The sequence below is a fragment of the Mesobacillus maritimus genome (assembly GCF_019749255.1).
Taxonomy (GTDB): Bacteria; Bacillota; Bacilli; order Bacillales; family Cytobacillaceae; genus Mesobacillus_B; species Mesobacillus_B maritimus_A.
This window is the reverse complement of record NZ_JACWFH010000012.1, coordinates 385,503-399,913: the sequence shown is the minus strand read 5'-3', so window position 1 is coordinate 399,913 and position 14,411 is coordinate 385,503. Positions and strand designations below refer to the sequence as shown.

Here is a 14,411-nt window from a genome sequence, read left to right as displayed (position 1 = left end):
AAATTGATTACGATCTAAACTAAATAGAAAAAAAGTGGGGATGAGAGCAGTTGGCTAAAGTATTTCATGCGGCATGCCCGCTAAATTGCTGGGATAGCTGTGGATTTAAGGTGGCGGTTGAAGACGGCAAAGTGGTAAAGGTGGAAGGGGACGAAGATCATCCCATTACAAAGGGGAAAATATGTGGCCGTGGGAGAATGCTTGAAAAACGGGTAAACTCTGGGGAGCGTCTGCTATACCCTTTGAAGAAAGTTGCTGGTGAATTTGAAAGGATTTCCTGGGAACAAGCTTTGGATGAAATTTCTGAGAAATTAAGAGAATATAAAAAGCAATATGGTTCAACGTCCGTCCTACATAGCCATGACTATGCGAATGGTGGGTTGTTAACCAATCTTGATGGGCGCTTTTTTAACAATTATGGTGGCGTAACAGAAATAACAGGATCGATTTGTTGGGGTTCAGGGATTGAAGCCCAAACTTGGGATTTTGGTGATGCCTATAGCCATGCTCCAGGTGACATTATGAATAGTAAGAGCATAGTGGTTTGGGGAAGAAATGTAGCAAGAACGAATATGCATTTATATGGCGAATTACAAAAGGCAAAAAAGTTAGGGGCAACCTTGTATGTTATTGATCCTATCTTCAATGCAACAGCAAAACTGGCTGATGAGTATATCTCAATTAAACCCGGGTTTGATGGGTTACTAGCAGCGGGGATAATGAAAGAAATACTTCGATTGGGCTTCGAACATCAAGAGTTTATCGAAAACCATTCAGTTGGTTTTGAGGATTTTAAAAGCTTATTAGATGAAGTTTCTCTTGAGTATATACAAACTGTTACAGAAGTTCCGGTAAAAATCATGACCATGCTTGCAAAAGTTTACTCACAAAGACCAGTTGCGACTCTACTTGGTTTAGGTATGCAACGCTATGCCAATGGGGGGAATACCATTCGCTTAATTGATGCTTTAGTTGCAATTAGTGGAAATATTGGCTTACCAGGTGGTGGAGCTAATTTTGCCAATAAGCATGTTGGTCAAAGTTTTGATATTGAAGCTTTAACAATGCCACATCGAAAAACAGAAAGCAGAACGTTTACGATGATGAAACAGGCAGAGGGAATCGTAAATGCTACAGAACCGGAAGTGAAAATGGCCATTGTAACTTGTGGGAATCCATTAACGCAGCTCCCTGACACAAATAAAGCAAGGAAAGCATTCTCCTCTTTAGAGACGCTTGTTGTAATTGATCAGTATATGACTGACACAGCTGAAGTAGCGGATTATGTATTGCCCGTGACGGCAGCATTTGAGACAGAGGATATCTATTATTCTTCTATGTATCATCATTATGTAAACCATGGACCAAAGCTTGTTGAACCACCAGGTGAGGCTAAGACGGATGAGTGGATTTGGACGGAGTTAGCAAATCGACTTGGCTTTGGAGAAGAATTTGCATATACAAGAGAAGACTATTTAAGAATGGGCCTTTCTTCTTTAGCACATGATGGAATCACGTTAGATTATTTACGAGAGAAGAAATTCGCAGAGTTGCCAGTCGCTCCTATTCCTTGGAAGGATTGGAAGTTTAAAACGCCTAGTGGGAAATATGAGTTTACTTCGAAAGCAGCTAGAAATGTAGGATTAAATGGGGAATTAAGTTTATCTCTTCCAACTGAGTCAAAGTGGACGAATCCATCACTTGCTGAAAAATACCCATATTCACTATTAAGCATTCATCCGCTTCGTTCTAATCATTCGCAATTCTATCACCTCCTGGGTGGGACTCCTGAAGTAAAGGTAGAGATTGCTGAAGATATTGCAAAGGAAAAGGAACTTGTGGAAGGCGAATTTGTACTTGTCTGGAATGAACGTGGCAAAATAAGAGGAAAAGTCTCCATTTTCAAAAAAGCCCATCCTGGAACGATTAATATCGATGAAGGGAATTGGCAAAAGTTTGGCGGCTCAGTCAATCAACTCACATCAGACCTAGAATCGGATAACCGCCAAGGAAGTACTTTGTATGATTGTCTCGTAAATATTAAAAAACTACCTTTCTAACAAGTTGTCTAAAGAAGATGGACTCAGGAATGATAGACTTTATTGGAGTCTACATATGCGAGGACATTTCTAGATGGCTTGTCTTTTTATTTCTTACTATCTATAATTGTGGGAGGAAAATTTGTTTCTGTCAGTTAAACTGCGAAATAAGTAAGTTAAAATAGATCTTTTTTAGAGGAGTGACAAGGATGGCCTTAACAGCAGGGATTGTCGGGCTTCCGAACGTAGGGAAATCGACCTTGTTTAATGCAATTACACAGGCTGGTGCTGAATCTGCAAACTACCCATTCTGTACGATTGATCCAAATGTGGGAATTGTTGAAGTACCAGATCATCGTTTAACAAAATTAACTGAATTGGTTCAACCGAAGAAAACCGTACCAACTGCATTCGAATTTACTGATATTGCGGGGATTGTAAAGGGTGCAAGTAAAGGAGAAGGGCTTGGAAACAAGTTTCTTGCTCATATTCGTGAAGTAGATGCAATCTGCCAAGTTGTTCGTTGTTTTGCAGATGATAATATCACCCATGTCTCTGGGAAGGTAGATCCAATATCTGATATTGAGATCATAAACTTAGAGCTTATTCTTGCTGACTTAGAATCGGTTGAAAAGCGAATTAGTCGTGTTGGGAAAATGGCTAAGCAAAAGGATAAAGAAGCAATGGTGGAGTTTCCAATCCTTGAAAGACTAAAGGAAGCGTTGGAAAATGACCAGCCTGCACGAGCAGTAGAGTTTACTCCTGAAGAAGCAAAGGTTGTTAAAGGACTTCATTTATTAACGGCTAAGCCAATGCTTTATGTTTCAAATGTTGGCGAAGATGATGTTCAGGACCCATCTACCAATGAATACGTACAAAAGGTCCGTGAATTTGCAGCGAAAGACAACGCAGAAGTAATTGTTGTCTGTGCAAAGATTGAGGAAGAAATCTCTGAGTTAGATGCCGAAGAGAAGGAAATGTTCTTATCTGAACTTGGTATTGAAGAATCAGGATTGGATCAATTAATCCGTGCAACCTATAATTTACTTGGTCTTGCAACCTACTTTACAGCAGGAGTTCAAGAAGTTCGTGCTTGGACTTTCCGTCAAGGAATGAAAGCTCCACAATGTGCGGGAATCATTCACTCAGACTTTGAAAGAGGCTTCATTCGAGCTGAAACTGTTTCTTATGATGATCTAGTGGCAGCAGGTTCAATGACTGCAGCCCGCGAAGCAGGAAAAGTACGATTAGAAGGAAAAGATTACGACGTAAAAGACGGAGATATTATTCACTTCCGTTTTAATGTTTAGATTTTGATAGAGGACATAGTAAGTAACCGTTGATTGGAGCGGAAATCAACTACTAGTTTATACAGGAATATCTAATGAACCCGGAGAAATACTACGGGTTCATTTTTCATATACATATTCAAGTTGGACAATAAACCGAACGTATGTTAGTATTTAGTTGTAGTTAAGTTAAGCAGCCTGAAAAATATTCCACATTTTTAGTGGAGTTGCTTTTGTTGAATTGCTATGCTATAATCTTACCTTGTGAGTAATGTATAATTGCTCCTTGCCCATCAAGGATGGGCCGTTAGACCAAAAGGAGGTGAAAGTGATGAGAAAGTACGAAATTATGTACATCATCCGCCCAAACATTGAAGATGAAGCGAAGAAAGCGCTAATCGAGCGTTTCAACGGCATCTTGACTGATAATGGTGCGGAGGTTACTGAAACGAAGGACTGGGGTAAGCGCCGTCTTGCATACGAAATCAATGATTTCCGCGATGGTTTCTACCAAATCCTTCAGGTGAATGCTGCTCCAGCTGCGGTTGATGAATTCTCCCGTCTTGCTAAAATCAGCGAAGATATCATTCGCCATATGGTAATTAAAGACGAAAAATAATTTTTAAATATAACCTTTCAGTAACTTTGTTCCACGTGGAACTTTCTGGAAGAAAAGGGGTTGATTACTGATGATGAATCGTGTAGTTCTTGTCGGCCGTTTAACCAAGGATCCAGAACTTCGATATACACCAAACGGAGTAGCAGTTGCCTCTTTTACTCTAGCTGTTAATCGTTCGTTTACGAACCAGCAAGGAGAAAGAGAAGCAGACTTCATTAACTGTGTGGTTTGGCGTCGTCCAGCTGAAAACGTTGCAAACTTCTTGAAAAAGGGGAGCTTAGCAGGCGTTGATGGACGCGTTCAAACTCGTAGTTATGAAGGTCAGGACGGTAAACGCGTTTATGTAACTGAAGTAATGGCTGAGAGTGTTCAGTTCCTTGAACCAAAAGGTCAAAGCCAGAACTCTGATAGAGGTGGAGACAATTTCACTTCTCGTCCGAGTGGTGGACAAGAGTACCCGTTTGGAAATCAGAATCAACGCCAACCACAAAGAAACACGAAAGTGGATGATGATCCATTTGCGGGTGGCGGTCAGATTGATATTTCCGATGATGACTTACCATTCTAGTGTTCCTTTTTAATAAAATATAATGGTAAAGGAGGGAAAACCTCATGGCAATGGGAGGACGTAGAGGCGGTCGCGCTAAGCGCCGTAAAGTTTGCTTTTTTACAGCTAACGGAATCACACACATCGATTATAAAGATGTTGATCTTCTAAAGAAATTTATCTCAGAACGTGGTAAAATTTTACCTCGTCGTGTAACTGGTACAAGCGCTAAATACCAACGTAAACTAACAGTTGCAATCAAACGTTCACGTCAAATGGCATTATTACCATACGTATCAGGAGAATAATGTTCAGAAATCAAAAGGCAGCGGGGATTCCCGCTGCCTTTTGTCATAATGTTAATCATCTGATACGCCAATTAGTTGAATCTATTGTGTGGACTAGATAAAATAGTTTTTGTGAAGATCTTTTTGTTAGAGGTGAAAAATTGAGGAAAATTACATATAGGTTGACAGAAGGGGCCATTCTGCTGGCCATTTTTACAGTATTATTGTTAATTACATTGTATATACCAGGATTAGGTCTTGTCGTCAATTTCTTCCTAGCAATGCCATTTATCATGTTTGCGGCAAAGCATGATTGGAAAAGTGCATCTGTGTTTACAATTGCAGCTACGCTCCTGGCTCTGATTGTAGGTAGCTTTTTAGCCATACCACTAGCGCTTACTTATGGAATCACTGGTAGTGTAATGGGGATATTGATTGGCAAAGGCAAGAGTAGGCTTGCAATTTTTGTAGCGGGATCTCTTGTATTTCTAGCGAACACTGTTCTTCAATATGCTGCGACAGTCGTGTTATTTAACATGAATATCATTGAAGAATTTATGGCAAGCTTCCAACAATCTATTTCTACTTCAGTTAAGATGTTAGAAGGTATGGGACAAACCGTTGATGAAAAGGTTCTTGAACAATTTGAGAGTTCTGTTTCCTTAATGGAGACATTGATGCCAAGTATGTTTGTTATGGCTTCATTTATGATTGTCTTTTTTATTCAATTAATCTGTTTCCCACTTCTGAAACGTTTTGGCGTTAACATCCCATCATGGATGCCATTAAGAAATATGTCTTTACCGAAAAGCTTGTTATGGTATTACCTTTTTTCACTTATTGCTACCATGTTTCTTCAACCTGAGGTTGGAAGCTACTGGCATTGGGCCTTAACAAATCTTGTGTTTGTTTTGCAATTCTTCATGTTACTACAGGGATATACCTTCATTGCTTATTATTCTCATCTTAAAGGGTATCCTAAAGCAGTCCTGATTGTGACCATTATTCTTTCGGTCTTAATTCCATTAATTCTTTATATTGTAAGGATATTAGGTATAATTGACTTAGGCTTCGATTTAAGGAAACGTCTTGAAGCGAAAAAATGAGTGTGAATTTACAACTTAGGAGCTGAGTACATGCCCTCTTACTTTGAAAGGCGGCAAATAAAATATCCTTTATATGGGTTAATAGCTGTGCTCCTTGTTCTTCTAGGGTTCTTGTCTTTTTATAATTGGCTGATTGGAGCTATTGGCTATTTACTTACTGGTATTCTTATTTTTTTCCTTTTTCATGTTTTTTTTCAAATAAAGAAGGAAACAAAAGAGTATATTTCAACATTATCCTATCGTGTAAAGAAAGTCGGGGAAGAAGCCCTGATGGAGATGCCGATTGGAATTATGTTAATTAATGATGATTATCTTATTGAATGGACAAATCCATTTATTGCGTCCTGCTTCAATGAGGATACCTTGGTTGGTCGCTCCCTCTATGATGTAGCCGATGTCATCATTCCTTTAATCAAACAAGAAGTTGAAACAGAAGTAGTTTCTCTCCATGAGCGCAAATTTAGGATTGTTCATAAAGCAGAAGAACGGTTGCTCTACTTTTTTGATGTAACGGAACAAGCAGAAATTGAAAAGCTTTATTATAATGAAAGAACGGTTATTTCATATATTTATTTAGATAATTATGATGAACTTACTCAGGGAATGGACGACCAGACGAGAAGCAGTTTAAATAACCTCGTTACATCGATCTTAAATACTTGGGCTACCAATAACGGAGTATTTCTAAAAAGAGTCTCTTCAGAACGCTTTATTGGTGTTTTTAATGAACATATTCTTCAGCTGTTAGAAAAAGGGAAGTTTTCGATACTCGATGAAGTACGTGACACCGCATTAAAACAGAATGTTCCACTCACGCTTAGTATAGGAGTGGGGACAGGGGTTTCATCTTTACCTGAGTTAGGGGTACAGGCTCAGTCTAGTTTGGACCTTGCACTCGGACGTGGTGGCGATCAGGTAGCGATTAAACAGCCAAATGGAAAGGTTAAGTTCTTTGGCGGTAAAACAAACCCTGTTGAAAAACGGACACGTGTCAGAGCAAGAGTTATCTCTCATGCATTAAGGGATTTAATTTCAGGAAGTGATAAAGTTTTAGTTATGGGTCATAAATATCCGGATATGGATGCGATTGGCTCAGCAATTGGAATTCTAAAAGTTGCTCAGATGAACAAACGTGAAGGCTATATAGTCGTGAATAAGCAGGAAATCGACGTAAGTGTTCAGCGAATGATGGGAGAGATTCAAAAAAACGAGGAGTTATATGCACGCTTTATTAGTCCTGAACAGGCCTATGAAATTGCAACGGATGATACGCTTTTAGTTGTAGTCGATACGCATAAACCATCGCTTGTCATTGATGACCGTCTGCTGAATCGAATTGAAAACACGGTTGTTATTGACCATCATCGTAGAGGAGAAGAATTTTTGAAGAATCCTTTACTTGTATATATGGAACCGTACGCTTCCTCTACAGCGGAATTGGTCACAGAACTTTTAGAGTACCAACCGAAAAATGGGAAAATCCAAATGCTTGAGGCGACAGCTCTGCTTGCGGGGATTATTGTAGATACGAAGAGCTTCACGTTACGAACCGGTTCACGGACATTTGATGCAGCATCCTATTTGCGAAGTCATGGAGCAGATACGATTCTAGTTCAAAAGTTTCTAAAGGAAGATGTCGATACGTACATCAAACGAGCACGGATTATTGAGAATGTATACTTCTATCATGAGGGGATTGTCATTGCTCGCGCAGAGGAAGAGGAGCTAAGCAATCAGGTGATTATTGCTCAAGCAGCAGACACATTGCTAACGATGGATGGCGTAAATGCATCCTTTGTGATTTCTCGAAGGGCTGACAACCTTATTGGTATTAGTGCTCGTTCACTTGGTGATGTGAACGTCCAGGTGATTATGGAGAGTCTACATGGCGGTGGACATCTGACCAATGCGGCGACACAGCTTCAAAATGTATCACTAAAAGAAGCGGAGGAAATGTTAACCGCTGCCATTACTGATTATTTAGAAGGGGGAAATAAAGAATGAAAGTAATCTTTTTGAAAGACGTTAAAGGCAAAGGGAAAAAAGGCGAAGTGAAAAATGTACCTGATGGCTATGCTCATAATTTTCTTTTCAAGCAAGGGCTTGCGGCTGAGGCAACAGCTTCAGCAATGAGCTCGCTTAATGCCCAAAAGAAAAAAGAGGAAAAGCAAGCCGAGGCTGAACTAGAAAATGCTAAAGAGTTAAAAGATAAAATTGAAAAGATCACAGTAGAACTTTTAGCCAAATCAGGTGAAGGTGGTCGCTTATTCGGATCTATTACGAGCAAACAAATTGCTGAAGAGCTACAAAAAAAGCATAAAATTAAGATTGATAAACGTAAAATTGAAATGGATGATGCCATTCGTTCTCTTGGAGTAACAAAGGTGCCAGTCAAGCTTCACACTGAAGTAACTGCTACCCTAAACGTCCATGTAAAAGAAACAAACTAAATTTGGCAGTTCTTTTACAGAAGAAACATGTTAAAATAAAAGAACCGACAGAAATGCGGACATGCTTTCTGTCCTTTCTATGTAATTCTTGTGATTAGTTGATAAGGCTGATCACTTTTTTCTTTTCAAAAAGAAAGATAGAGGAAGAGACTTTCCCTATATATCTTCTTAAATAGGAGGTTTTCAGATGAATGAATTATTAGCTGATCGGATGCCGCCGCAAAATATTGAAGCGGAACAGGCAGTTTTAGGTGCTATTTTCTTAGAGCCTTCATCTTTGACAGTTGCCTCTGAAGTCCTTATTCCTGACGACTTTTATCGAGCTGCACACCAGCAGATATTTAATGTCATGCTAAACCTAAACGACAAAGGAAAGGCAGTCGACTTGGTTACAGTGACAGAGGAACTTGCTGCAGCAAAGCTCCTTGAGGATACAGGTGGAGTTAGTTATTTGAGTGAACTAGCTGCATCGGTGCCAACAGCAGCCAATATCGAATATTATGCAAAAATTGTTGAAGAGAAGTCTCTACTAAGAAGGTTAATCCGAACAGCCACAACAATTGCTTCCGATGGATACTCTAGAGAAGATGAGGTTGAGTCACTATTAAGTGAGGCTGAAAAAAGTATACTAGAGGTTGCACAGCGAAAGAATGCTGGAGCCTTTCATAATATAAAAGATGTACTAGTGCGCACATACGACAACATTGAAACGATCGCTAATCGTGTTGGTGATGTAACAGGTATTCCAACAGGATTTGCAGAGCTTGATAGAATGACAGCAGGATTCCAGCGGAATGATTTAATCATTGTAGGAGCACGTCCTTCTGTAGGTAAAACAGCATTTGCTCTTAACATTGCTCAAAATGTTGCCACTAAAGCTCAAGAGAATGTGGCTATTTTTAGTCTCGAGATGGGTGCTGAGCAGCTGGTTATGCGTATGCTTTGTGCTGAGGGCAATATCAATGCTCAAAATTTAAGGACTGGTTCTTTAACGGATGAAGACTGGGGTAAGTTAACGATGGCAATGGGAAGCCTATCAAATTCTGGTATTTTCATAGATGATACCCCAGGGGTTAAAATCGGTGAGCTTCGCTCAAAATGCCGCCGCTTGAAACAAGAGCATGGATTAGGGATGATTCTAATTGACTATCTACAGCTTATTCTAGGGGATGGGCGGTCTGGAGAGAACCGACAACAAGAGGTTTCGGAGATTTCACGTTCTCTTAAAGCCCTTGCCAGAGAGTTAGAGGTCCCGGTTATTGCTTTGTCTCAGCTATCTCGTGGTGTGGAACAACGTCAAGATAAGCGCCCAATGATGTCAGATATCCGTGAATCAGGAAGTATTGAGCAGGATGCTGATATTGTTGCCTTCTTATATCGTGATGACTACTATGATAAGGAATCAGAAAACAAGGACATCATTGAAATTATTATTGCGAAGCAACGTAATGGTCCAGTAGGGACTGTACAGCTTGCATTCGTAAAAGAATATAATAAGTTCGTTAACCTGGAGACACGGTACGACTCGTCTGCCATTCCACCAGGTGCTTAAAAGATTAGCCTACTATAGGTTAATCTTTTTTTCTATTTAGGGAAGAATATGTTTTGGAATAAGTAGATCTCCTGACTATTACGAACGAATAAATAATTTAATTGTAAAACGTTCGTGTTTTACTGGAATTTTTTCTTTTTTTCTGTTAGAATTGTTTTGTTAAATAGGAAATAAGGATTTTACATAGACCAATTATGGAGGTGCTTTCTGTATGTCATCAGTTGTTGTAGTCGGAACGCAATGGGGAGACGAGGGAAAGGGGAAAATCACTGATTTTTTATCTGAAAATGCTGAAGTGGTTGCCCGTTATCAAGGTGGGAACAACGCAGGCCATACGATTAAATTTAATGGCGAAACGTATAAGCTTCACCTAATCCCATCTGGTATTTTTTATCAAGATAAAATCTGTGTGATTGGCAATGGAATGGTCGTTGATCCAAAAGCATTGGTACAAGAACTAGCGTACCTCCATGATAGAGGAGTTAAAACAGATAATTTACGTATTAGCAACCGAGCCCATGTTATTTTGCCGTATCACCTAAAGCAAGATGAGGTTGAAGAGGCAAGAAAAGGTGATAACAAAATTGGAACAACGAAAAAAGGAATCGGACCTGCTTATATGGATAAAGCTGCACGAGTGGGGATTAGAATTGCTGATCTACTTGATCGTGAGGTTTTTGAAGAGAAACTTACACGTAATCTTGAAGAGAAAAATCGCCTATTTGAACGTATGTATGAAACAGAAGGATTTAAGATAGAAGATATCCTAAATGAATATTATGAGTACGGACAACAGGTAGCGAAGTATGTTTGTGATACATCGGTGGTTTTAAATGACGCACTAGACGAAGGTCGTCGAGTTCTTTTTGAAGGGGCACAAGGGGTTATGCTTGATATTGACCAAGGGACATACCCATTTGTCACCTCTTCAAATCCAGTTGCCGGTGGGGTAACTATTGGTTCAGGAGTAGGACCAAGTAAAATCAATCATGTTGTAGGGGTATGTAAGGCCTATACAACCAGGGTAGGAGATGGACCTTTTCCGACGGAGTTAGACAACGAAATAGGGCATCAAATTCGTGAAGTTGGTCGTGAATATGGAACAACAACAGGGAGAGCACGTCGTGTTGGGTGGTTCGACAGCGTCGTTGTTCGCCATGCTCGCCGGGTAAGTGGACTTACTGATTTATCCTTAAATTCAATTGATGTTTTGACCGGAGTTGAAACACTTAAAATTTGTGTAGCATATCGTTATAAAGGTGAAGTAATTGAAGAGTTTCCAGCAAGTTTAAAAGCCTTAGCAGAATGTGAACCTGTTTATGAGGAACTCCCAGGTTGGACAGATGATATCACTTCTTGTAAAACACTTGGTGAGTTACCGGATAATGCTAGACATTATATTGAAAGAGTCTCACAGCTAACAGGTATCCCATTGTCTATCTTCTCTGTTGGACCTGATCGTAACCAAACAAACATCGTTCGTAGTCCATGGAGACAAATCTAAACCATCATTAAAACTCCCGCTTCGGGAGTTTTTTTCACTTTTTAAAAAAAATATTAAAAAAACCTTTTACAAAGAGATTTCATCATGATACTATAAAAAAGTCGTCGAAATCGGTGGAGAAAATTGTCGGATTTACGCGAATACATTTAGAGCCATTAGCTCAGTTGGTAGAGCAAGTTTCTCGCTTCATTGACTTAGCTTCTTCGGAAACTTGCGAGAAAGGCCGTGAGGTCTTTCGAGCAGCGTAGATGCGCTACCCGGTAATATAATGGAAGAAGTATCATGTAATCTAAACATTTAGAGCCATTAGCTCAGTTGGTAGAGCATCTGACTTTTAATCAGAGGGTCGAAGGTTCGAGTCCTTCATGGCTCACCAGATTTTTTACGATAGTCCTTATTCTAGGAAAATTTTTTTTACATGGCCCCTTGGTCAAGCGGTTAAGACACCGCCCTTTCACGGCGGTAACACGGGTTCGAATCCCGTAGGGGTCACTTTTACATATACATATCATTAGTATGGCTCAGTAGCTCAGTCGGTAGAGCAGGTTGCTCACATCACCGAAAAGGCATCTGCGGCAATCTGCGAGAAAAACCGGAAGGTTATTCGAGCAATGGACTCGCAAAAACAATGTAGAGAAATGAAATATTATTTTGGCTCAGTAGCACAGTCGGTAGAGCAGGTTGCTCACATCACCGAAAAGGCATCTGCGGCAATCTGCGAGAAAAACCGGGAGGTTATTCGAGCAATGGACTCGCAAAAACAATGTAGAGAAATGAAATATTATTTTGGCTCAGTAGCTCAGTCGGTAGAGCAGGTTGCTCACATCACCGAAAAAGCATCTGCGGCAACCTGCGAGAAAAACCGGGAGGTTATTCGAGCAATGGACCCGTAAAAACAACGTAGAGATTGAATATTAAAATGGCTCAGTAGCTCAGTCGGTAGAGCAATGGACTGAAAATCCATGTGTCGGCGGTTCGATTCCGTCCTGAGCCATCAAAAAGGGGAGCGTGTATAAACTACACGTTCCTTTTTTTATACTTTTATAGACATTTGTTACTTATGTTACAAAAATATTACAAAAATAGATTATATAATATTAACACTATATCTAGGTGTTTAAATAACACAAAGCAGTTTTATAGGACCTTTAACACCCCTCGTAATTCCTATATTTTCAGGGAGGATTCGACTTTTTTCGAGCAACTGCGGTCTTCTATATATACCTTTTGTTTTTTTTATGTATCAGAGACTAAAAGTAGTTAAATGTCAGTTATTATACATTTTTGTTACATTATGAATTCGATTAATATTTTTATATAAAGATATGGTAACCTATAAAAGGTTAATATAAAAATATATTTTAATGGTACTAGTTTCTCAGATTGTACCTTGCAGGAGGATAACATGGCAAAGAGGAGAAATACATTTTCTGGTCTTACTAGTAAATGGAATACTAAAGTAAAACCAGTAATGAAAAACGCAATCGTAGCCGCATTGACCGTTTCTGCGCTTACTTTCGGATCAGGGAATGCTATGGCAGCCCCCAATTTAGAACTATCGACTTTCTTTCATGTCTACATACAAGATGAGTTTGTCGGCACAGTTGAAGATAAAGAACAAATTGAGTCTTTCATTCAAAATAAATTAGCTTCAATGGAAGAGACATATAAGGATATAGATTTAGAAATAGGATCAGAAGTAACCTATATTCCAGAACAAGCTTTTCAATTTAATCCTTCAACAGAAGTGGAAGAAGTTTTAAATCAAGTAGATTCAAAACTTGATATTAAGGCAAATGCATCAGCACTTGTTCTTGATGGCCAAGAAGTTGCCTTTGTAAAAGATGAAGCTACAGCACAGGACGTAATGGATTCACTCATGCTAGAACATGTGAGTAAAGAGGATCTTGAACAAGTTGAGAAAAGACAAGATGATCCTAATCAATCATTACCCCAACTAAAAGAAAATCAAACTCGTATATTAGACGTTAAACTCTCTAAAGAAGTTTCATTTGCTGAAAAAAAAGTGAACCCTGATGAAGTCTTATCAGTAGAAGAGGTTGTTAAGCTCTTTAAAAAGGGAACTTTAGAAGAAAAGAAATACGAAGTGAAATCTGGCGACGTATTAGGGGAAATTGCTGATTCTCATGATTTAACTTTAGAGCAGCTATTATCCCTTAACTCTGAATTAAAAGCAGATACGGTTTTACGACCAGGAATGGAGTTAATCGTTACGTATCAAAAGCCACTTGCTATCGTGGAAGTTAACAAAGAAACCTATAAAACGGAGGAAGTTCCGTTTGAAAAGAAGGTAGAGGAAGATTCTTCTATGTTTAAAGGGGACACAAAGGTAAAGCAGGAAGGTAGCGATGGACTAAAGGGCGTAACTTATTCTGTAACAGAACAAAACGGACGAGAAGTTAAAAAGGAAGCAGTAAACACGAAAGTTCTTAAAGAAGCTGTTGAAGAAATCACAATCAAAGGAACGAAAGTTGTTCCTTCTCGTGGAACAGGCAGCTTTGCTTGGCCTACAAATGGTGGGTATGTTTCAAGTAATATGGGATATCGTTGGGGAAGAATGCATAAAGGAATGGATATTGCCAGACCTAGCGAGAGAAGTATTAAGAGCGTAGATAATGGTGTAGTTGTATCGACAGGTAATCGTGGTGATGGGTATGGAAACAAGGTAATTATCGATCATCAAAATGGATATCGTACGTTGTATGCACACTTATCTTCCATTTCAGTTGAACCAGGACAAACTGTACCTAGAGGTGCAAAAATCGGAGTTATGGGTTCTACTGGTGACTCAACTGGTGTTCATCTTCATATTGAAGTGACTAAAAATGGGAAACTCGTTGATCCACGTACAGTATTAGGGAAGTAATAATAAATAGAACGGAAGCCTCTAGAACATGCTAGAGGCTTTTGTTATTTTTAGGAAGTGGATTTTATGAATGGCTGAAAAGGATTTGAATTGCTATGGATTGGTGGAGAAAAATTTAGTTTTTCTCTAGA

12 protein-coding genes and 3 tRNA genes are annotated in these 14,411 nt (G+C 39.3%); all 15 read left to right on the top strand.

From position 1 onward, the window contains the following. Positions 1-50: 50 nt before the first annotated feature. A complete protein-coding gene (locus tag H0185_RS12240) occupies positions 51-2,060 on the top strand; it encodes a molybdopterin-dependent oxidoreductase (RefSeq protein ID WP_221873765.1) in 2,010 nt (669 codons plus the stop codon). Between the two features lie 188 nt (positions 2,061-2,248). Further along, complete coding sequence (ychF, locus tag H0185_RS12235; protein WP_221873764.1) at positions 2,249-3,349, top strand: redox-regulated ATPase YchF; 1,101 nt, start codon at positions 2,249-2,251, stop codon at positions 3,347-3,349. Between the two features lie 310 nt (positions 3,350-3,659). Further along, entirely contained in the window at positions 3,660-3,947 is a 288-nt protein-coding gene (gene rpsF, locus H0185_RS12230) for a 30S ribosomal protein S6 (protein WP_221873763.1), read from the top strand. Between the two features lie 70 nt (positions 3,948-4,017). Beyond that, entirely contained in the window at positions 4,018-4,515 is a 498-nt protein-coding gene (gene ssb / locus H0185_RS12225) for a single-stranded DNA-binding protein (RefSeq protein ID WP_221873762.1), read from the top strand. Between the two features lie 50 nt (positions 4,516-4,565). Next, entirely contained in the window at positions 4,566-4,802 is a 237-nt protein-coding gene (rpsR, locus tag H0185_RS12220; protein WP_221873761.1) for a 30S ribosomal protein S18, read from the top strand. Between the two features lie 140 nt (positions 4,803-4,942). Further along, a complete protein-coding gene (locus H0185_RS12215) occupies positions 4,943-5,887 on the top strand; it encodes a YybS family protein (protein ID WP_221873760.1) in 945 nt (314 codons plus the stop codon). A gap of 30 nt (positions 5,888-5,917) precedes the next feature. After that, complete coding sequence (locus H0185_RS12210) at positions 5,918-7,891, top strand: DHH family phosphoesterase (RefSeq protein WP_221873759.1); 1,974 nt, start codon at positions 5,918-5,920, stop codon at positions 7,889-7,891. Beyond that, the gene (gene rplI / locus H0185_RS12205) at positions 7,888-8,337 is read left to right on the top strand and encodes a 50S ribosomal protein L9 (RefSeq protein WP_221873758.1); all 450 of its coding nucleotides are present in this window, start codon (positions 7,888-7,890) and stop codon (positions 8,335-8,337) included. The genes H0185_RS12210 and rplI overlap by 4 nt, the downstream gene beginning before the upstream one ends. 187 nt (positions 8,338-8,524) lie before the next feature. Next, the gene (dnaB, locus tag H0185_RS12200; protein WP_221873757.1) at positions 8,525-9,889 is read left to right on the top strand and encodes a replicative DNA helicase; all 1,365 of its coding nucleotides are present in this window, start codon (positions 8,525-8,527) and stop codon (positions 9,887-9,889) included. 211 nt (positions 9,890-10,100) lie between these two features. Further along, positions 10,101-11,393: an adenylosuccinate synthase gene (locus H0185_RS12195; RefSeq protein ID WP_221873756.1), complete on the top strand. Its 1,293-nt coding sequence runs from the start codon at positions 10,101-10,103 to the stop codon at positions 11,391-11,393. Between the two features lie 300 nt (positions 11,394-11,693). Then, positions 11,694-11,769 (top strand) — tRNA-Lys (locus H0185_RS12190). Positions 11,770-11,813: 44 nt separating this feature from the next. After that, positions 11,814-11,885 (top strand) — tRNA-Glu (locus H0185_RS12185). A 119-nt stretch (positions 11,886-12,004) separates the two neighbouring features. Further along, on the top strand, positions 12,005-12,286 hold the full coding sequence (locus H0185_RS12180) for a hypothetical protein (RefSeq protein WP_221873755.1): 282 nt from the start codon (positions 12,005-12,007) through the stop codon (positions 12,284-12,286). A gap of 28 nt (positions 12,287-12,314) precedes the next feature. After that, positions 12,315-12,387: transfer RNA gene (locus H0185_RS12175), tRNA-Phe, on the top strand. A 411-nt stretch (positions 12,388-12,798) separates the two neighbouring features. Further along, positions 12,799-14,280, top strand: a complete 1,482-nt coding sequence (locus tag H0185_RS12170) for a peptidoglycan DD-metalloendopeptidase family protein (RefSeq protein ID WP_221873754.1) — start codon at positions 12,799-12,801, stop codon at positions 14,278-14,280. Positions 14,281-14,411 lie beyond the last annotated feature (131 nt).